Consider the following 18,564-nt stretch of genomic DNA (forward strand, 5'->3'; position numbering starts at 1 on the left):
AGCGTTCACAGCTTGCACTGCGTAAAGGCATCCTTCAGGATGCCTTTTGCCTTTGAGAGCCTCTCTCGCGATGGGCTCAACACTTCCTTAGTCCTTCTCTGTTGTACTCCAAGCTGAACCGATCCACGTCGGTGCTGGGGAAGAACACCCCGATGTTTCATCAGGGGTGTTGCCATGCTTATCAAAACCGTCACACGCTTTGCGGTCCTATGCGTCAATCTGTTTCTTATCGCCCTTATGCTGGCCGGAAAGCCCGCCGACGCAGCACAGTCACGGTCCAGCCAACCGGGCGCAACAATCCTCATCACCGGCGATCCGGGCGGGAGCGTCAAGGCAAGGTACAATGAGATCGCCGAAATCAACCGCCTTGGACAAAAGATCGAAATCCGCCGCGGCGAATGCGTGTCGAGCTGCACAATGTTTCTGGGCGCCGACAACGTCTGTGTCTCACCACGCGCCGTCTTCGCCTTTCATGGCCCCTACCGGCTCGGAACAAAATTAAGCCCGGCGGAATTCGACCACTGGTCGCACATGATCGCCGAACATTTTCCGGAGCCGCTGCGTCAATGGTACATGAGCACGGCACGCTACAAGATTTACAGCGTCACACGACTCTCCGGCGCAGAAGTGATCCGAAAAGGCGTGCCCCGCTGTCGCTGAGACAAGACTGCGCCCTCCTGTGTCGTCAAGACTGCGCAGGGCCAAAAGCGTTAACGCCGAAAAGCAGTTTCGTAGAGTTTGTGACCATAAATTCTACGAATTGGGCATATTTAACGCAGAGGCAAGATCACTCGCCTTAAACGCGACTTCTCCTAGACTTCACACAGGTTACACATCTATCAGAGAAAGAGTAGGTAACGACTTTGCGGATCAGGGAACGAACGAATGCCATTGATTACACCGGTTATTTTGTGCGGCGGTTCTGGAACTCGGCTTTGGCCGCTCTCGCGCAAGAGCTATCCAAAGCAATTCGTCCCACTGGTCGATGAGCAAACGCTGTTTCAGGCTTCGGCCAAACGCCTGAGCGGCACGAGCAACACGCTCAGTTTTACCGCGCCCACCGTCCTTACGGGATCGGATTTCCGTTTCATTGTCACCGAACAGCTTTCCGCCATCGGCATTGATCCCGGCGCCATCCTGATCGAACCAGAGGGCCGAAATACCGCCCCCGCGATCTTCGCTGCTGCGCTCTATCTCGTCGAGAAAGACCCGGATGCCATCATGCTGGTGGCGCCGTCTGATCATGTGGTGCCCGATGTCGAAGCCTTCCACGTCGCGATTGAAAAAGGCCTCACCGCAATCGAGGCCGGCAAGCTTGTGACCTTCGGCATCAAACCGACGCACGCGGAAACCGCCTATGGCTATCTTGAACTGACCGCCGAGCCGGACGCCTCCGGTTACGCCGTCGATCTCAAACAATTCGTGGAAAAACCCGATGCGGACCGCGCCGCCGAAATGGTCGCAGCAGGCACTTTCCTGTGGAACGCCGGGATTTTCCTGTTCAAAGCGAAAGACATCATCGCCGCTTTCACAAAATACGCACCCACCCTGACCGCCCCCGTCACGGAGGCCGTGGACGCGGCTCAGGTCGATCTCGGCTTCCTGCGCCTCGACCCGGAGACCTGGGCCAAAGCCGAAGACATTTCCATCGACTATGCCGTGATGGAAAAGGCCGACAACCTCGCTGTCGTGCCCTTTGACGGTGGCTGGTCCGATCTAGGCGGCTGGGACGCGGTCTGGCGCGAAGCGGGCCCCGATGAGAATGGCGTCGTCACCTCCGGCGACGCGACCGCCATCGACTGTAAAGACAGCCTTATTCGCTCCGACAGCGACCGCCTTGAGGTGGTCGGCATCGGACTTGAGAACATCATGGCCATCGCAATGAATGACGCGGTTCTGGTCGCCGACATGTCCCGCGCGCAAGACGTGAAAAAAGCCGTCACCGCGCTCAAAGCCAAAGGGTCGGATCAAGCCACGCAATTCCCGAAGGATCACCGTCCCTGGGGATGGTTCGAAAGCCTCGTGGTCGGCGGGCGGTTTCAGGTCAAACGCATCCACGTCCACCCCGGCGCAGCGCTCAGCCTGCAAAGCCACTTCCACCGCTCCGAACACTGGATCGTGGTCGAAGGCACCGCGCGCGTCACCGTCGATGACGAAGTGCAACTGGTGACCGAAAACCAATCCGTCTACATCCCGCTGGGCGCGGTTCACCGGATGGAAAACCCCGGCAAAGTGCCGATGGTGCTGATCGAGGTGCAAACCGGGTCTTACGTGGGCGAAGACGACATCATCCGCTACGAAGATGTCTATTCCCGCGGGCAAGGCGCGAAGGGGTAAGACAGATGGCTCCCAAATTCGGCACCAGCGGTCTGCGCGGCCTTGTCACCGAGCTGACCGACGATCTCGTTGCGGAGTATGTGCATGCTTTTCTCAGCACGGTCAAATCCGACACGCTTTACGTAGGCCAGGATTTGCGGCCCTCCTCCCCACGCATTGCCAAGACCATTTGCGACACGGCGCGGGCGGCGGGTGTGGATGTCATCGACTGCGGCGCGCTTGGCACGCCCGCTTTGGCTCTGTCATCGATGGCGGCAAAAGCCCCCGCGATCATGGTGACCGGAAGCCACATCCCGGCAGATCGCAATGGCTTGAAATTCTATCTGCCCGAAGGCGAAGTGTCAAAAGCGGACGAGGCCGCGATCAACGCGGCCTACGCGGAAAAGTCCCGCTATGAGGGCACGGCACAAGGCACCTATCAGGAGGCGCCAGAGGCCGAAACGCTCTATATCGCGCGCTACATCGACGCCTTTGGTCCGGGGGCACTCGCAGGCCTCAAAATCGGTGTCTACCGCCATTCTTCCGTGGCCCGAGACACGATGGAGGCGATCTTCACAGGCCTCGGCGCCGACATCGTCCCTCTGGCCCATTCAGACACGTTCATCCCGGTCGACACCGAAGCGGTCGATCCCGCGACCCGCGAGAAACTGCGGGCCTGGTGTCAGGACAATCAGCTCGACGCAATTGCCTCTACCGATGGTGACGCGGACCGGCCGATGCTCACAGATGAGACAGGCAAAGTCATTCCCGGCGACATCCTCGGTGTGTTGAGTGCGCAAGTTTTGGGCGCGAACTCCGTGGTCACGCCGGTGTCCTCCAACGACATGGTGCGCCGCCTGCCGGAGTTCGATGAGGTGATCCTTACAAAGATCGGTTCGCCCTTTGTCATCGCGGGCATGGCCGAGGCCAAACATCCAGAAGTCGTTGGGTTCGAGGCCAATGGCGGTTTTCTTTTGGGCTTCGCGGCCCATCTCAAGGCCCCGCTGTCGCCGCTTCCAACTCGCGACTGCGTCCTGCCGATCCTCGCCCCTCTGGTGGCTGCGAAACAGGCCGGGCACAGCCTGTCTGCGCTGGTCGCCGCCTTGCCGCCGTGCTTCACCGCCGCCGATCGTGTGCAGGAAATCGACCGCGACAAGGCAAAAGTCTTTCTCGACGAGCTGATCGCGGACAATGACACCCGTGCGGCCTTTTTTGCGCCCTTCGGCACGATTGCCGCGATGGACCTCACCGACGGGCTGCGCGTCGATTTCGACAGCGGCGATGTGCTGCACCTGCGCCCCTCTGGCAATGCGCCCGAATTCCGCATCTATGCGCAGGCACAGAGCGAGGAAAAAGCACTCTCTCTGGTGAAAGCCGCCTATCAGGACGTCGCAAAAGCTGTGCTTTAAACCTAAAGCGCGCTTTGCAGATATTGCACATGCCCGTCCGCGATAAGCGCCGCCGTCAGCCGCCCCGTCGCATAGGCGCCGGTGTCGATAGAGATCACCCTGTTGCGCTCTTGTGGCATGTCGACAATCTTATGGCCATGCACGATCCAAACCCGATCTGGCCGCATCTGTCGCCGAAACCCCCTGTGCCCCCACATTAGGGTCTTTGGGTCCTGCTCGGCGATCGGGATGTCCGGATCGGCTCCGGCATGCACCACGGCCACATTCCCGCTTTGGAAATAAAACGGCCTTTCGGCGAGCCAGATGGCCATGCCTTCCGGCATCCGCTCCAAAAGCTGATCCCGCGCGCGCACCAGGGCCTCGGCGGAATTCTCGATCCCAAGCTCGAACGCGCCAAAGCTTGCCATCGTCTGCAAACCACCATGCCGCATCCAACGGTTCCCGGCTGTTTCCGGTGCCACCATGAAGTGCAGCATCATGTCTTCGTGGTTGCCGCGCAGGCAGATCGTGTTGGGACGTTCCGCCTCCACCTCTCGAAGCCGCGACAAAACCGCCGCGCTATGATCCCCGCGGTCGACAAAATCGCCGACAAAGATCCAGCGCGCCCGCGGCGCTTCAACAGCGAGTTTTTCGAGAATGTCGTCAAGACAGCGGAGCTGGCCGTGAATATCCCCCACGACCGCCAAATCCTCATCCGGCGAGGGCAGGCTTTGCGCCCTGCGGGAGGTGAATGTGATTTCCGGCACCGGCTGGCGACGCAAACGCTTGAACATCTGGCGATCCTTTAGACTGTCATCCGGGCATCGTGGTGGCGGATTTCACCCACCACCAGGGATTGCCCTCGGCCAGTTGAAGTGCGGCTGCATCGGCCTTGTAACGCTCTTCGAACAGCGCAAAACAGGTCGCCCCCGAGCCCGACATGCGCACCATCTGCGCGCCGGGCGCCAAAGCCAAAGCCGTAAGCGCCGCCGCCACTTCAGGCACGCGTTTTACGGCAGGGCGTTCCAAATCGTTCCGCTGCGTGCCCAGCCAATCGATGAAAGACAGGCTATCGGGCCAATTGGGCAAAAGGTCCGGCATCTCCATATTGTCTTTTTCTGTCAGAGCCTTGAACACCTCCGGCGTCGACACTTCGACGCGCGGGTTGACCAGAACCATGTGCAAGGCTGGCATGGTCACGGGCGTCAGCTCATCGCCGATCCCGCGCATCCGCACGGGCTTGGTTGCCAGGCACACGGGCACATCGGCCCCCAAGGACAGGGCTTGTTCCGCAGTGACCGGCGCAGCCCCCAGACGTGCCGCCGCGCGCAAGGTGGCCGCCGCGTCGCTCGATCCGCCACCAATGCCGGAAGCGGGCGGCAAGCGCTTGTCGAGCACCATCTCCATCGGCATCCCGGCAAGCGCCGCCGCGCGCATCACCAGATTCGTTTCATCCGTCGGCACTCCTTCGGTAAAAGGCCCGGTGACGGTCAGAGACGACGTGGCGGCAGGCGTCGCCGTCACCTGATCGCCAAGATCGACAAAGGCCACCAGACTGTCCAAAAGATGATAGCCATCGTCGCGCTGGCCGGTGACGTGAAGCGTCAGGTTGATTTTGGCTGGGGCGAAAACCTTGACCGTCATTTATCCATCCGACCCCATGCGCGTCGGCTCTTCGCCCTCATCAATCAGAACGCGATCCAGACCGACGTCGAGCTTGCGGCGAATGCGATCTGCCTCCTCGTCTTCCGGCTCAAAGGACAGAGCCCGTTGCCACTGAAACCGCGCCTCGCGATCCCGGCCCACGGCCCAATAGACATCACCCAAATGGTCGTTGATGATCGGATCGACCGGCATCAATTCCACCGCGCGCTCCATCGGCTCCACGGCCTCCTCATAGCGGCGCAGACGGTAGAGGCCCCAGGCGAGACTGTCGGTGATATAGCCATCCTGCGGGCGTGCTTCGGCGGCTTTGCGGATCATCTCCATCGCCTCATCGAGGTTGGTTTTCAGCTCCAGGAATGAATAGCCCAGATAATTCAGCACACGCGGCTGATCGGGTTCGAGTGCCAAAGCCTGACGCAGGTCGGCTTCGGATTTCTCCCACTCGCCCAGCCGTTCATAGGCTGTGCCGCGGGTGAAGTAGAGCGGCCAAAGCGCACGGGTTGGCGGCTGGTGACGCTCGATCACCACGGAATAGGCCTCAACCGCCTCTTCATAGCGTTCCGAACTGCGCAGGGCGTCCCCCAAAGCGATATGGACATTGTCCATCTCGGGATAGGCCTTGGTCAATTGGCGCAGCACTTCCAAAGAAGCCTCATCCTTGCCCGCCGCGCGCAGGGTTTCGGCACGCCCCAGATTTGCAATCGGGAAAGCAGGATCGTCCTGCGCAATGCTGTCATAGGCCGTGGTCGCAAGATCGTAATTGCCCAGACGCTCCAAAAGCCCGGCCACATTCAAAACATAAGCCGCCTGATCCGGGCGCAGCGCCTCGGCGATGCGGGCGTAAAGGAGCGTATAAGAGTCATCAAGCCCGCCATCGAGCGCGGCAGCCACGGCGAAAAACACATCGGCGATGCCGTCACTGGCACTGCGCACGACCGTGAAGGGCACGGTATCGCCCGCAGACAGCGCAGCCCGCATTTCTTCGAGCTCCGGGTCCAACACGCCCTCGCCAAAGGCATCGTTCAACACCACAAGCGCCTCACCATTGCGTTCGAGCTGGCTGAGGATTTCGATCTTCGCCAGAACAGAGGTGCGCGCGTCCCGCACGCCGTCCTCTGTCAGAATCGCCAGCGCGCCTTCGTAATCGCCGACCAGCCCCAGGGCCAAAGCCTTGTTATAGGCGCCGAAATGTTCGAACCCTTCGCCGAGGCCGGTGCCTTCGTCGAACAATTCCAAAGCGCCCGACATATCGCCCTGACCGATATGCGCCCAGGCCAACATGAGGCCGTCGACCACGGTACTGATGCTTTGCCCGCCTTCGAGCGCGGTGATGAGACCGTCGTAATCGCCGTCGCGGGCCAACAGCGTCAGCTCCGCCATGGCGGCGATCTGATTGCCCGGCTCGATCTGGTTCAACAGCGCGGCATAGCCTTTGGTGGCGTCGAAGTCGCCCATGGAGATATGCGCCGAGATCACGGATTCGAGCAGGACGGGATTTTTCGGGTCCGACACGAGCGCGCGGGTGGCATAGGCGGCGAGGTCCTCAAAGCTGCGGTCCATCGTCGCCTGACGCGCGGCCAGATAGGGCCCTGCATCGGCCACGGCGGAAACGGGCGCGAGCGCGGCACTGCTTCCAAGCAAGAGGCCAATGGCCGTAAGGGCGGAAATCATGCGGCCGCTGCGTTGTGTCACCTGTGGTCTCCTCGGACATGTCGTGTGGAGCTGAGACTAGCCGCCAATCCGACCCACCGCAATGCAAACGGGGGCCGCGCTGGCCCCCGTCATTCATCTTGGAAAACACGTTGCCGTGAAAGGCTTACATGTTCGGATAGTTCGGGCCGTCGCCACCCTGGGGCACCGTCCAGGTGATGTTCTGGCTGGTTTCCTTGATGTCGCAGGTCTTGCAGTGCACGCAGTTCTGGAAGTTGATCACGAACTTCGGCGCCTCGCCTTCTTCCGTCAGATATTCGTAAACACCGGCCGGACAGTAACGCTGCGACGGGCCACCGTATTGTTTGTAATCGACATCAATCGCCACCTGCGGGTCTTTGAGTTTCAAGTGACAGGGCTGGCTTTCTTCGTGGTTGGTCGCCGCAAAGGAGACGTTGGTCAGACGGTCAAACGAGATCACGCCATCCGGTTTCGGATAGTCGATCGGTTTGAATTTCTCCGCCTTGCCGGTCGCTTGCGCATCGGTTTTGCCGTGTTTCACGGTGCCAAAGAGCGACCCGCCAAAGATCTGGTTGGTCCACATGTCGAACCCGCCCAGTGCCAGCGACGCAGTGAGGCCGAATTTGGACCAGAGTGGTTTGACGTTGCGCACGCGTTTGAGGTCTTTGCCGACCGCGCCCTCGCGCAGCTCGGTCTCGTAACCTTCCAGCGTATCGCCGGAGCGCCCTTCCTGGATCGCCGCAAAGGCGTGTTCCGCCGCCGCCTTGCCCGACAGCATCGCGTTGTGGTTGCCCTTGATCCGCGGCACGTTGACGAGGCCAACGGAACAACCGAGCAAAGCCCCGCCCGGGAAGGCCGCTTTCGGCATCGACTGATAGCCGCCCTCGGAAATCGCACGCGCGCCGTAAGCGACGCGTTTGCCGCCTTCCAAAAGCTCCTTCACCAGCGGGTGCTGTTTGAAGCGCTGGAATTCCATGTAGGGGAAGAGGTAGGGGTTCTTGTAGTTCAGGTGAACCACGAAACCCAGATAAAGCTGATTGTTTTCGGCGTGGTAGACAAAGCCACCGCCGCCCGCGTTCGAGCCCAGAGGCCAGCCCATCGAGTGCCAGACCTTGCCTTCGCGGTGCTTCTCCGGGTCGATCTCCCAGATCTCTTTCATGCCGAGACCGAATTTCTGCGCATCGCGGCCGGCCTGCAGGTCGTATTTCGCGATGATCTCTTTCGCCAGAGACCCGCGTACGCCTTCAGAAATCAGCACGTATTTGCCGTGCAGCTCCATCCCCGGCTCTGTGTCCGGCCCGATGGTGCCGTCGGCCTCAAGCCCGAAGACGCCCGCGACGACGCCTTTGACCTCGCCGTTGTCGCCGTAGACCAGCTCGGAACAGGCCATGCCCGGGAAAATCTCGACACCCAGCTCTTCGGCCTGCTCCGCCATCCAGCGGCAGACATTGCCCATCGACACGATGTATTTGCCGTGGTTCGACATCAACGGCGGCAGCGGGAAGTTCGGGATGCGGATCGAACCGGCTTCCCCAAGCACGTGGAAATGGTCTTCCTTCACCTCGGTGGTGATCGGCGCGCCGCGCTCTTTCCAATCCGGGATCAAAGCGTTCAGACCCACCGGATCAAGCACCGCTCCAGACAGAATATGTGCGCCCACTTCGGAGCCTTTTTCCAACACGACGACACTCAGATCGGCGTCCAATTGCTTGAGCCGGATCGCAGCAGACAGGCCAGCGGGGCCTGCACCTACAATCACGACATCATATTCCATCGCCTCACGCTCGATTTGCGACATGTTTGTTCTCCCTGGCACTGGCGGCGTTTGTTGGCCTAAGTAACCTTTATGCGAGGGCTTGGTCAATTTGCGCAGTCGATTTTCGTGACGTCCCTAGGGTCCTGCGACGCATAAAAACTCGCAAAAAGGCAAATATTGCGACAGTGAGCAGCACAGATGCGTAACCGTCCACCGCGTAATGCCATCCTGTATAGACAGAGAGGAACAGAATCGTCGCGGCATAGGCGATGCCAACGGGCGCATAGAGCCGCGAGCGTTCCGACACATAAAGCGCCCAGATCGTCGCCATCGCCACATGCATCGACGGGAAAGCGGAAATGCCGGAGCCGCCAAGTTGCGTGCCCCCGCCCTCGACATATTTGGCCCAGAGCGCCTGTTGCACACGGTCGACCGAGGTGCCCGGGAAGGTCAGATCGGACAGCGACGCCACCATCGGCGCAAAATGATCGCCGCCCGTGACCAGATCGGCATAGATCGGCCCGGCGGAGGCAAACACGGTCGCCATGACATTGCCAAGCAGAACCCAAGACAGCGCATAGAGGCTCAAGTAGCGGGCTTTGCGCGTCGGATCGCTGTCGCCCAAAGCCAAAAGCACAGGGAAGGAAAAGGCAAACGCGCCCCAGACACCCGAATAGGTGAAGGCGGCGCCATCCGTGTCGATCCAACGGCGCAGATCATGCGCCACCTGCCAGGCATCGCGCCCGCCATGCAGCGACCGATCCCATCCGGCCAGCATCGGGTCAGCCCAAAACGGCACGAGGGTCGGGATCACCGCTTTGAACAAAGTGTAGCCAGAGACCAGCGCGATGGTCGCCGCGAATCCCAAAGCTGCCTCACCCAGGCGTCGCGGGTGTTTCCACGCAAAATAGCCGAACAAAGGCAAAGTCCAGATCACCCAAGGCCCCGCGCCCATGTAAGCGATGGTCGAAAGGGCAAAACTGACGATGCCGGGGATATGCGCTGTCGTGCCCCGAATGAGCACCGTCGCCACGAGGGCGAAGAGGAAAAAGACAAAAGAAAATCGTGCGAACCCGACCACGCCCAGCCCCTTTTTGCATTTGGATTTCCTCGTAAGATGCATCTTTAATTGGGCATAAATACGACCGCAGATCGGGAATTTTGCGAAATCAGGAAACAAAAGTCTCTGACGCGTTCCAGAAAACCCCCTTGAAAAACCCCTCCATTCCGGGTCAGGTAGGTCGACAAACTGAAACAACACAAGCACGCGGAGACCCCGACAGGTCACTGCAGTGCTTTTTTCGTGCAGATGAGTGGCCCTATGGAAAAGATTCTCATGACCCGCGCGGGCTATACCGCGCTGAACGACGAGCTGAAAAAACTGAAATCCGTGGAGCGCCCGGCGATCATTCAGGCCATCGCGGAGGCCCGCGAACTTGGCGATCTCTCCGAGAACGCCGAATACCATTCCGCACGCGAGAAACAGAGCTTTATCGAAGGCCGGATCAAGGAGCTTGAGGGCGTCCTGTCTCTGACCGATGTGATTGATCCGAAAACACTTTCGGGCGCGGTGAAGTTCTCCGCCACCGTGACCATCGTCGATGAGGACACGGATGAGGAAAAGACCTATCAGATTGTCGGCGAGCACGAAGCCGACATCGAACGCGGGCTTTTGAACATCAAATCACCGCTGGCGCGCGCGCTCATTGGCAAAGACGAAGGCGACAGTGTCGAGGTGCGCACCCCGGGCGGAGAAAAAGCCTACGAAATCCTCAAGATCGCGTATATCTGATCGAGAAACGCGGTCACAGCCGACCACGGTGGAGGCCTCCTTGGCAGACGAAAGCCCGAAAAAAATCGAACTCGGCGTGTATCAACGCCCTGAGGATGCCCCGAAAATCACGGCGACCGAAATGATCGCCGCGATTCTGTCGCTGATTTGGCTGGCCATGACAGCTGGCTATTTTCTGATCGTAGGCACAGGGACAAGCGAAGGCGGCTTCGACAGCATTCGCTTCGTGATGATGCTCATCGCGATTTTCATGCCTGTGGCGATGATTTGGGTTGGGGCTCTGGCTGTGCGCGCCTCCGTGACCATGCGCGAAGAGAGCCGTCGGTTGCAGGCCGCGATCTCAGCCATGCGACAGGCCTACCTCTCCGGGCAACAGGGCGGTTCGAACGCCACTGTCGAGAAAAAGCTCGAAGAGATCGCCGCCGCGCAACGCAAGACCGAGAGCACGCTGGCGACCTTTACCTCGATCCGCCCTGGCCAGACACCGGCCGAGGACAAGCTTGCGATTCCGGCACCGACGCTGATCGAGGAACAGGCCTCTCTGGCACTTGGCACCCCCTCGGAAAGCCTCGCCCCCCCGCTGTCGGTCGCGGATTTCATCAAAGCGCTGAACTTCCCGGAAACCGCCGAGGACAAAGAGGGCTTTCGGGCGCTGCGTCGTGCGCTGTCGGATCGCAAGGTCAGCCAGTTGATCCATGCCGCACAAGACGTTCTGACGCTTTTGTCGCAAGACGGCATCTATATGGACGATCTGCGCCCCGACCGTGCCAAGCCCGAGATCTGGCGTCGCTTTGCCAAGGGCGAGCGCGGCCATGCCGTCGCCTCTTTGGGTGGTGTGCGGGATCGCTCGTCTTTGGCGCTGGCCTCCGCGCGGATGAAACAGGACGCGATTTTCCGCGATGCCGTGCACCATTTCCTGCGCAAATTCGACAAGACCTTTGCCGAGTTCGAACAGACCGCCACGGATGAAGAAATCGCCGCCCTGTCAGATTGCCGCACCGCGCGGGCCTTTATGCTTTTGGGCCGTGTGACCGGCACATTCGACTGACTCGCGTCTTTCGTCATCAGCATTCGCAAAGCCCGTCTTCACATTTCGCCATTGGTCCTGACCGCCGCACTCTCGTAGGGTGCAACGGTTCCCAACACGTTGATCTCATGTCTTACTCACCCGCCACACAGCAATTCCTCAAAGGGGCCAAAGACGGCCTGCCCTTTCACATCGTGATCTGGCCCTTCGCCGCGATTTTCGGCGCGATTGCCACCCAGGCCGGGCTCAATGTCGTCGAGGTCATGGGGTTCTCCATCCTCGTGATCGCCGGCTCCGCGCAATTGGCCGCACTACAGCTCATGACGGACAACGCCCCCACCGTGATCGTGCTGGCAACCGCCTTGGCCGTGAACCTGCGCATGGGGATGTATTCCGCCGCGATCACGCCGCATATCGGCAAGGCCTCGCTCGCGACCCGCGCCTTTGCCGCCTATATGCTCTATGATCAGCCCTACGCGCTGGCGAGCATCAAGTTCGAGAAAGAGCCTGATCTGAGCCTCTCCGAGAAGCTCGGCTATTTCTTTGGCGTCGCCATCCCAATCGGCATTGCCTGGTATCTTTTGACGCTGGCGGGCGCGCTTTTGGGCGAGATGATCCCCACCGACATCGGTGTCGATTTCGCCGTGCCGATCACGTTTCTGGCCGTCGTCGCGCCGATGCTCAAGACGCTGGCGCATGTCGCCTCTGCGCTGACCTCCGTCGTGCTGGTGTTGGTGTTGAGCTTCATGCCCTATGGCACCGGGCTTTTGGTGGCCGCCGTCGCTGCGCTTTTGGTGGGCGCGCAGGTGGAAAGCTGGATGGAAAAGAGAAAGGCCGCGGCATGATCGAGGCAAGCCCGACGCAAATCTGGATCATCATCATCGGAATGGCCATCGGCACCTTCCTGATCCGCTTTTCATTTCTGGGTCTGGTGGGGGATCGCCCCCTGCCCGCGTGGCTCTTGCGCCTGTTGCGCTATACGCCTGTCGCGGTGCTGCCCGCCGTGGTCGCGCCGATGCTGATCGGGGCCAAGGCCGACACCGACCCGCTGCGCCTGTTTTGCGCGGCGGTGACGATTGTCATCGGGGTCTGGACCAAGAACGTGCTCTGGGCCATCCTGGCGGGGCTTGGGTTGTTCTTCGGTCTCGGTGCTGTGCTTGGATAAGGCCTCTTAAGCCCCGCCACGGTTGAGCAACAGAGGCGGCGCCTGAATGAGCTGGCCATTGTCATCCGGGCTGTCATCGTAGTGCTTTTTCTCGGTGACACCGGGCAAACCGCCGAACCAATGCATCAGCTTTTTCGGCGACATGGTGCGTGGCGCATCCTCGAACCCCGGCAGGCCGGAGAGGATTTCGGACACGCTGCTGGCGCACATCGCCTTGGGCACGGCGCCGTAGGCCTGAACCTTCGCGAGCGCCAGGGTGGCGACTTCGGGGCTGACCTCGATGGTCTGCTCGACCACATGCCAGCTCACCCGCGCGTGGTAATCGATGTAAAAATCGACAGCCCGGTCGCTCATGCCGTAATGCACGTCGTTCCGTTCCGGCAGATGCGGGTGATAAAACGTGCCCGCCGGGTCAAAGATCAACCGCTCGGAGGGCGCATTGACCATCAACGCCGAGTGACCGCCGCCGCCGTGGCGGTTGTTGATCACGGTGAAAAGCGTCAGCTGATAGGGCGCGCCGTGGACGTAATGCGACCGCGCGACCTCGGTGTCAGGCGCCCATTTGGGTTCAGCGGCCCCACATGCGGTGAGAACGACAAGCGACAGGAGCCAAAAGGCTCGATGCAAGATGTGCAAAGTTTCGGCTCCTGGCCTATGTGGTAACTTAGCCGTTAAAGACGGCAGCGATGATCAAAACGATAATGGACGCGGCTGCAACCCCGATCGACCATTTGATGAAGCCATCAAAGGTCTTTTCCTGAACGGAAATATCCATTTCGCCGTGTTTGTGGTCTGACATTGTGCGTTTCTCCTCCTGTTTCTTATGAAGTAGACGATTCACAAACACCTGTCACGCCTTGGCGTTACCTTTCGCCTCTTCAACATCGCGCTCCTGTTCCAGATCGGCCACAAGGCGGAATCCGATCCGCGCGGGCGGCGCCATCGGCGCCTGTTTCGGCAAAGCGCGCAGCATGACGTTCAGTTGCGTGACGTGTTGAATGAGCTGGGTCTTGGTCCCCGTCTCATCAGAGCCGTAAAAGGTCACGATGTCAGGATCGAAAAAGCCGATGCCTTCGATCCGCATCACCCCGGTGTCAGAGCCCGCAAAGCCCATGGCGATCTCATGTTCGCTGTCGAGCTGTTCCTCGAAATTCTGGATATAGAGGATCAGGCGCTCATAGGCCCATTCGGCGGCGCTTTTCTCCTCGACCGACTTGCGCACCATGGCATTGGGCAGAGGTTTCTGCTCCGCCGTACAGGTTTCCGGGTCGGCATGGACCACACGGGCCTGCGGCAGCGCGGCCTCTTCGTGCGCCTCTGCGGTGGTGCGGATTTCATCAGACATGGTTACGCTCCTGTTTGCCACAGGATGGCACCATCCTCGCGCAGGCGTCCAGTCACAACGCCTTTGCGTTCGAGGTGACGACAATGCGCCATGGCCTCGACCATCGCGAGGCCATATTCGCCCTCTTTGATCGGACGCTTGAACAGCACATCGAAACAGTCGCAGGCGGTGCGCGGCTCCGACAGGACTTCGGTCAGCCGCGCGAGAGCATGGCGGTGGTTTTCGATCAAATGGCTGAGCCGTGCGGGCAGGCCGGTGTAGGGAAACTTGTGCCCGGTCAGCACCAATTGGCTATCGCGGGCATGCGGCGCGAAACGCTCGCAGGAGGCAATCCAATCGCCCACGGGATCGGCCAAGGGTTCGGTCGCAGAGACGCCGAGGTTCGGAGAAATCCCACCCAAAAGCTGATCGCCACCGATGACCAGGGCCCCATCGCGGCGCCAAAACGTCAGATGTTCGGGCGCGTGACCATCGCCCGTTCGAATGTCCCAGAGCTGTCCGCCGATCTCGATCTCGCCCCCGTCCTGCAACCGCGTGTATCCGAGGGGCAGCGGGCTCACCGCATCGGCGGTGTTGAAGGGGCGCTCAGAGAGGCGCTTGGCGTAGACCTCTTCCGACATGCCGCAAGAGCGCCAAAAAGCACACATTTCAGGCGTTGGAGCGTCCTGAACATCAAGGCACAGCATACGCGCCATCAGATAGGAGGTCCGACTGGTGAGCAATTCCGCGCCATGGTCGGACATCAGCCAGCCTGCGAGACCGACGTGATCGAGATGGTGATGGGTGACAATCACGCGCTTGATTGGCCGCCCGCCCAAAGGACCCGCCATGAACGCCTCCCAAAGCCCACGGCTTTTGCGCGTGTCCACGCCAGTATCCACCACGGTCCAGCCCTCGCCCTCGTCGAAGGCATAGACATTCACATGCCCCAAGGGCGGCGGCAGAGGCATCCGGGTCCAGAGCACGCCGGGTTCGATCTCGACCACGCCCCCCAATTCCGGTGGCTCGAAGGGCGTGCGGATCGGTTCAGTCATCAGGCAGTCAGGTCCTCTGGGGCCAAGGCGTAAATATCCTCCGCCCCCAAACGCGCCTGCGCCAGAAGAGCGGTGTGCTCCGGCAGCATACGGTTGATGTAGAAAGCTGCAAGACGCGCGCGCGGACCATCCCCGCCCTCAGAGATCGCGGCCTTGAGGTGATAATAGCCACCCAGCACGCGGGCAAAGGCGCGCAGGAAGGGCACGGCGCCCGCAAAACGGTCGTTCATCGGCAGCGCCAGCATCGCCTCGACACCTTCGCGGAGCGTCTCGGCGGCGTTCCACACCGCTTTCGCACGGTTCGGCAACGTCGCACGTGCGGCTTCGGCAAAGACCTCGATCTCGTCCAAAATCCCAAAGGCCGCGTCACCGCCGTCCATCAGTTTGCGGCCCACAAGGTCCATCGCCTGAATGCCATTCGTGCCCTCATAGATCGAGGTGATCCGCGCGTCGCGGGCATATTGCGCCGCACCGGTTTCCTCGATGAAGCCCATGCCGCCATGCACCTGCACGCCGATTTGAGCGACCTCATGGCCGATGTCGGTGGAGAACGCCTTGGCAATCGGAATGAGGAACGCGCCGCGCGCCTGTTGATCCGGGTCCTTGCGCCCAAGGTCCAGCGCCACACCGCAGGCCAGCGCAATCGAGCGGGCCACAAAGGTGTCCGCCCGCATCGTCGCCAGCATCCGGCGCACATCGGCGTGGTCGATGATCCCCGCGCCCTCATTGCCCAGCGGCGATTTGCCCTGAACGCGATCTTCCGCATAGGCCAGCGCCTTTTGCGTCGCGGCCTCGGCGATGCCTACGCCCTGAACACCGACGCCCAGACGGGCGTTGTTCATCATGGTGAACATGCATTTCATGCCCTGGTGTTCTTCGCCCACGAGCCACCCCTTGGCGCCCTCGTAGGCCATGACACAGGTCGGCGAGCCGTGGATGCCGAGTTTGTGCTCAAGGCTGACCACATGCAGGCTGTTCGCATCGCCCAGAGAGCCGTCGTCATTCGGCAGGATTTTCGGCACCATGAAGAGCGAAATGCCTTTCGTGCCCGGACCGCCATCGGGCAGCCGCGCCAGCACGAGGTGGCAGACGTTCTCGGAGAAATCATTGTCGCCCCAGGTGATGAAAATCTTCTGACCGGTGATGGCGTAAGAGCCGTCGTCATTGCGCTCTGCTTTGGTCCGCAACGCGCCCACGTCAGAGCCCGCCCCCGATTCCGTCAGGTTCATCGTCCCGGTCCATTCGCCAGAGATAAGCTTTGGAATATAGTGCTCTTTGATCGCGTCCGAGGCGTGGTGTTCCAGCGCCTCGATCTGGCCCTGGGTCATCAAGGGCTGCAACGACAGCGACAGACAAGCGCCGGACATCATCTCATTGACCGCCGTCGCCACCGTCAATGGCAGGCCCATGCCGCCATTTTCAGGGTCGGCCAGCATGCCGATCCAGCCGCCTTCGGCGATCTGGCCATGCGCCTCGGCAAAACCGGGTGAGGTTTTGACCACACCGTCGGAGAGCACAGCAGGCGTCAGATCACCGCCACGGTCCAGCGGCGCAACCACATCGCTGGCGAGCTTGCCAGCCTCGGACAGGATCGCCGCGATGGTCTCCGCATCCACATCTTCGAAACTGTCGCTCCCCAGGACGGAGGCGAAATCGACGATGTGATCGAGAATGAACTGATAATCCGAAACCGGCGCGCGATAGGTCATGTGAGTCTCCTCTTGAGCGGGACAGGTTCTCAAACCTAAGAGTCACCGCAAATTTGTCTACGAGACTAACGAACCCCTCTGCGCGTCCCAACCCGAACGCTGCGTCACGGAACTGTGCGGCGCTGGTGCGATCAGGCGCGCCCGGCGTCACCGGACAAAAGCGCGGGGCTGACGCCCAGAGAATTGAGCGCCGCTTCCCATTTCTGCGCATCGGGCGTGGCAAAGATGATGTCGCGATCCGCATCGCAACTGAGCCAACCGTTTTGCGAGATCTCGCCTTCAAGTTGGCCGGGCCCCCACCCCGCATAGCCGAGGCACAAGAGCCGCTCCAAAGGCCCGCCCCCCAGTGCCATATCGCGCAGAATCTCGCGCGAGGCGGTCATGGCATAATCATGGCTCACCGACATCGAGGCATGATCGGCGTCATAATCCGTCGAATGCAACACGAACCCGCGCCCGACCTCGACCGGCCCGCCGAAATGAACGGGCAAGGGCCGCATGTCGGGGCTCGGGCGAATCTCGAGCTGATCGAGGACATCGGCCACGGCGATTTCCTCGGAGCGTTTGTTGATCATCAAACCCATCGCCCCCTCATCGGAATGCGCGCACATGAAAACCACCGCGTTTTCAAAGCGCGGATCGCCGATGCCCGGCATCGCAATCAGGAGTTTACCTGTCAGATCAGAAGAAACGGGTTCCATAGGCCCACATCACCGCAATGTGCCGGGAGGTGCAAGGCTTCGTCACGCAGAGTTTTGCGCAAAATGACGCGGAAGGGCGCAGGGACAGCCGCGCAGTAAGGACATTTGCGCAACAGCACGGGCCTCTTCACAGCCAGATCGTCCAAATGTGAGTTTGTAACGATCTGCTCCCTCCTTATATCGGACACATGAAAACACCTGTCGCGCCGTTGGCCACCGCTCTTTGCCTCGCCCTCTCCGCCCCTGCCGCAGATGCGCAGGAGGCCTCCGATATGGCGCGGATCGACATCCTGCCTGGGTGGCAGATGGACAACGGGCACCGTATGGCCGCGATCCGCATCCGTCTCGCCCCCGGTTGGCACACCTATTGGCGCAGCCCCGGTGAAAGCGGCATTCCCCCAAGTTTCAACCTCGCCGGATCGGACAACCTGTCCCATATGGAGTTGCACTGGCCCGTGCCGGAGCTCTTTTCCGACAATGGCATGTGGTATCTGGGCTATGAGCATGAGCTGATCCTGCCGATTGAACTGGTGCCCGAGGCCAATGGTGACATTCACCTGAACGGCACGATGGATCTGGGCGTCTGCAACGACATCTGCATCCCGATGCAGGCGCAGTTGAACGCGACGCTGACGCCTGACGGCAAAGGCTCCATGAGTCCTCAGATCAAGGCTGCGCTGGCGGATCGTCCGACGCCTGTGGCCAACGCGAAATGCGATGCGTCACCTCTGAGCGACGGCATGCGCCTCACCGCGCATTTGACCCTGCCGTCTCTGCCGTCTGATGTGGTCGCTGTGATCGAACACCCGGACCGCTCCGTCTGGGTGTCGGAGGCTCAGATGCAGCGCCAGGGCGGCACGGTGGAGGTGCAAAGCGATCTGGTGCCCAAAGAGGCGCAGCCGTTTTTCATCGACCGTTCGGCCCTGACCATTTCCGTCATCGGCGGCGGGCGTGCCTATGAGGCGCAGGGCTGCACCGGGGGCTAAACCAACGCC

Annotated in this window: 19 protein-coding genes; 8 read left to right on the forward strand and 11 right to left on the reverse strand. The window is 60.7% G+C overall.

Annotated elements, in window-relative coordinates; genetic code table 11:
• The first annotated feature begins 174 nt into the window (after positions 1–174).
• The 3 genes from HCZ23_RS15855 to HCZ23_RS15865 all read left to right on the forward strand — a co-directional run bounded on the left by HCZ23_RS15855 (position 175) and on the right by HCZ23_RS15865 (position 3,725).
• Entirely contained in the window at positions 175–660 is a 486-nt protein-coding gene (locus tag HCZ23_RS15855; RefSeq protein WP_167602718.1) for a hypothetical protein, read from the forward strand.
• 225 nt (positions 661–885) lie between these two features.
• The gene (locus tag HCZ23_RS15860) at positions 886–2,337 is read left to right on the forward strand and encodes a mannose-1-phosphate guanylyltransferase/mannose-6-phosphate isomerase (RefSeq protein WP_167602719.1); all 1,452 of its coding nucleotides are present in this window, start codon (positions 886–888) and stop codon (positions 2,335–2,337) included.
• A gap of 5 nt (positions 2,338–2,342) precedes the next feature.
• Positions 2,343–3,725, forward strand: a complete 1,383-nt coding sequence (locus HCZ23_RS15865) for a phosphomannomutase (RefSeq protein WP_167602720.1) — start codon at positions 2,343–2,345, stop codon at positions 3,723–3,725.
• A 2-nt stretch (positions 3,726–3,727) separates the two neighbouring features.
• Here HCZ23_RS15865 and HCZ23_RS15870 read toward each other — a convergent pair whose 3' ends face one another.
• From HCZ23_RS15870 to HCZ23_RS15890, 5 genes are all read right to left on the reverse strand, one after another.
• A complete protein-coding gene (locus HCZ23_RS15870; protein WP_167602721.1) occupies positions 3,728–4,498 on the reverse strand; it encodes a metallophosphoesterase family protein in 771 nt (256 codons plus the stop codon).
• 19 nt (positions 4,499–4,517) lie between these two features.
• The gene (locus HCZ23_RS15875) at positions 4,518–5,348 is read right to left on the reverse strand and encodes a 4-(cytidine 5'-diphospho)-2-C-methyl-D-erythritol kinase (RefSeq protein ID WP_167602722.1); all 831 of its coding nucleotides are present in this window, start codon (positions 5,346–5,348) and stop codon (positions 4,518–4,520) included.
• Positions 5,349–7,061 (reverse strand): tetratricopeptide repeat protein, encoded by a 1,713-nt coding sequence (locus HCZ23_RS15880; RefSeq protein WP_368487361.1) that lies wholly within the window; start codon positions 7,059–7,061, stop codon positions 5,349–5,351.
• A 124-nt stretch (positions 7,062–7,185) separates the two neighbouring features.
• Positions 7,186–8,838, reverse strand: coding sequence for an electron transfer flavoprotein-ubiquinone oxidoreductase (locus tag HCZ23_RS15885; protein ID WP_167602723.1), 1,653 nt, complete (start codon positions 8,836–8,838; stop codon positions 7,186–7,188).
• 46 nt (positions 8,839–8,884) lie between these two features.
• Complete coding sequence (locus HCZ23_RS15890; RefSeq protein WP_167602724.1) at positions 8,885–9,877, reverse strand: phosphatase PAP2 family protein; 993 nt, start codon at positions 9,875–9,877, stop codon at positions 8,885–8,887.
• A 240-nt stretch (positions 9,878–10,117) separates the two neighbouring features.
• On the opposite strand from HCZ23_RS15890, the gene greA reads away from it, so the two are divergent.
• The 4 genes from greA (at position 10,118) to HCZ23_RS15910 (ending at position 12,780) form a co-directional block, all read left to right on the forward strand.
• Positions 10,118–10,588, forward strand: coding sequence for a transcription elongation factor GreA (gene greA / locus HCZ23_RS15895; RefSeq protein ID WP_167602725.1), 471 nt, complete (start codon positions 10,118–10,120; stop codon positions 10,586–10,588).
• Positions 10,589–10,628: 40 nt separating this feature from the next.
• On the forward strand, positions 10,629–11,636 hold the full coding sequence (locus tag HCZ23_RS15900; RefSeq protein WP_217703231.1) for a hypothetical protein: 1,008 nt from the start codon (positions 10,629–10,631) through the stop codon (positions 11,634–11,636).
• 107 nt (positions 11,637–11,743) lie between these two features.
• Positions 11,744–12,460 (forward strand): AzlC family ABC transporter permease, encoded by a 717-nt coding sequence (locus HCZ23_RS15905; RefSeq protein WP_167602727.1) that lies wholly within the window; start codon positions 11,744–11,746, stop codon positions 12,458–12,460.
• The gene (locus HCZ23_RS15910) at positions 12,457–12,780 is read left to right on the forward strand and encodes an AzlD domain-containing protein (RefSeq protein WP_167602728.1); all 324 of its coding nucleotides are present in this window, start codon (positions 12,457–12,459) and stop codon (positions 12,778–12,780) included. Before HCZ23_RS15905 ends, HCZ23_RS15910 begins: the two co-directional genes overlap by 4 nt.
• 6 nt (positions 12,781–12,786) lie before the next feature.
• Here the strand turns inward: HCZ23_RS15910 and HCZ23_RS15915 are convergent, their stop codons facing one another.
• The 6 genes from HCZ23_RS15915 to HCZ23_RS15940 all read right to left on the reverse strand — a co-directional run bounded on the left by HCZ23_RS15915 (position 12,787) and on the right by HCZ23_RS15940 (position 17,569).
• On the reverse strand, positions 12,787–13,416 hold the full coding sequence (locus HCZ23_RS15915; protein ID WP_254870340.1) for a hypothetical protein: 630 nt from the start codon (positions 13,414–13,416) through the stop codon (positions 12,787–12,789).
• A gap of 28 nt (positions 13,417–13,444) precedes the next feature.
• Positions 13,445–13,579 (reverse strand): aa3-type cytochrome c oxidase subunit IV, encoded by a 135-nt coding sequence (locus tag HCZ23_RS15920; protein ID WP_167602729.1) that lies wholly within the window; start codon positions 13,577–13,579, stop codon positions 13,445–13,447.
• Between the two features lie 51 nt (positions 13,580–13,630).
• Entirely contained in the window at positions 13,631–14,125 is a 495-nt protein-coding gene (locus HCZ23_RS15925; RefSeq protein ID WP_167602730.1) for a DUF6173 family protein, read from the reverse strand.
• 2 nt (positions 14,126–14,127) lie between these two features.
• Complete coding sequence (locus HCZ23_RS15930) at positions 14,128–15,159, reverse strand: MBL fold metallo-hydrolase (protein WP_167602731.1); 1,032 nt, start codon at positions 15,157–15,159, stop codon at positions 14,128–14,130.
• Positions 15,159–16,868 carry an acyl-CoA dehydrogenase gene (locus HCZ23_RS15935; RefSeq protein WP_167602732.1) on the reverse strand — a complete coding sequence of 570 codons (1,710 nt, stop codon included), beginning with the start codon at positions 16,866–16,868 and terminating at the stop codon, positions 15,159–15,161. Before HCZ23_RS15935 ends, HCZ23_RS15930 begins: the two co-directional genes overlap by 1 nt.
• 131 nt (positions 16,869–16,999) lie before the next feature.
• Positions 17,000–17,569: a YqgE/AlgH family protein gene (locus tag HCZ23_RS15940; protein ID WP_167602733.1), complete on the reverse strand. Its 570-nt coding sequence runs from the start codon at positions 17,567–17,569 to the stop codon at positions 17,000–17,002.
• Positions 17,570–17,757: 188 nt separating this feature from the next.
• Between HCZ23_RS15940 and HCZ23_RS15945 the strand changes: the two genes are divergently transcribed.
• On the forward strand, positions 17,758–18,555 hold the full coding sequence (locus HCZ23_RS15945) for a protein-disulfide reductase DsbD domain-containing protein (protein ID WP_167602734.1): 798 nt from the start codon (positions 17,758–17,760) through the stop codon (positions 18,553–18,555).
• The last annotated feature ends 9 nt before the right edge of the window (positions 18,556–18,564 follow it).

The organism is Celeribacter sp. HF31 (genome assembly GCF_011806455.1).
Taxonomy (GTDB): domain Bacteria; phylum Pseudomonadota; class Alphaproteobacteria; order Rhodobacterales; family Rhodobacteraceae; genus Celeribacter.

Excerpts from the sequence above, each read along its gene's own strand:
- HCZ23_RS15855 (WP_167602718.1), top strand. The coding sequence starts at position 175 with ATGCTTATCAAAACCGTCACACGCTTTGCGGTCCTATGCGTCAATCTG.
- HCZ23_RS15860 (WP_167602719.1), top strand. The coding sequence starts at position 886 with ATGCCATTGATTACACCGGTTATTTTGTGCGGCGGTTCTGGAACTCGG.
- HCZ23_RS15865 (WP_167602720.1), top strand. The coding sequence starts at position 2,343 with ATGGCTCCCAAATTCGGCACCAGCGGTCTGCGCGGCCTTGTCACCGAG.
- HCZ23_RS15870 (WP_167602721.1), bottom strand. The coding sequence starts at position 4,498 with ATGTTCAAGCGTTTGCGTCGCCAGCCGGTGCCGGAAATCACATTCACC.
- HCZ23_RS15875 (WP_167602722.1), bottom strand. The coding sequence starts at position 5,348 with ATGACGGTCAAGGTTTTCGCCCCAGCCAAAATCAACCTGACGCTTCAC.
- HCZ23_RS15885 (WP_167602723.1), bottom strand. The coding sequence starts at position 8,838 with ATGTCGCAAATCGAGCGTGAGGCGATGGAATATGATGTCGTGATTGTA.
- greA (WP_167602725.1), top strand. The coding sequence starts at position 10,118 with ATGGAAAAGATTCTCATGACCCGCGCGGGCTATACCGCGCTGAACGAC.
- HCZ23_RS15905 (WP_167602727.1), top strand. The coding sequence starts at position 11,744 with ATGTCTTACTCACCCGCCACACAGCAATTCCTCAAAGGGGCCAAAGAC.
- HCZ23_RS15910 (WP_167602728.1), top strand. The coding sequence starts at position 12,457 with ATGATCGAGGCAAGCCCGACGCAAATCTGGATCATCATCATCGGAATG.
- HCZ23_RS15920 (WP_167602729.1), bottom strand. The coding sequence starts at position 13,579 with ATGTCAGACCACAAACACGGCGAAATGGATATTTCCGTTCAGGAAAAG.
- HCZ23_RS15925 (WP_167602730.1), bottom strand. The coding sequence starts at position 14,125 with ATGTCTGATGAAATCCGCACCACCGCAGAGGCGCACGAAGAGGCCGCG.
- HCZ23_RS15930 (WP_167602731.1), bottom strand. The coding sequence starts at position 15,159 with ATGACTGAACCGATCCGCACGCCCTTCGAGCCACCGGAATTGGGGGGC.
- HCZ23_RS15935 (WP_167602732.1), bottom strand. The coding sequence starts at position 16,868 with ATGACCTATCGCGCGCCGGTTTCGGATTATCAGTTCATTCTCGATCAC.
- HCZ23_RS15940 (WP_167602733.1), bottom strand. The coding sequence starts at position 17,569 with ATGGAACCCGTTTCTTCTGATCTGACAGGTAAACTCCTGATTGCGATG.
- HCZ23_RS15945 (WP_167602734.1), top strand. The coding sequence starts at position 17,758 with ATGAAAACACCTGTCGCGCCGTTGGCCACCGCTCTTTGCCTCGCCCTC.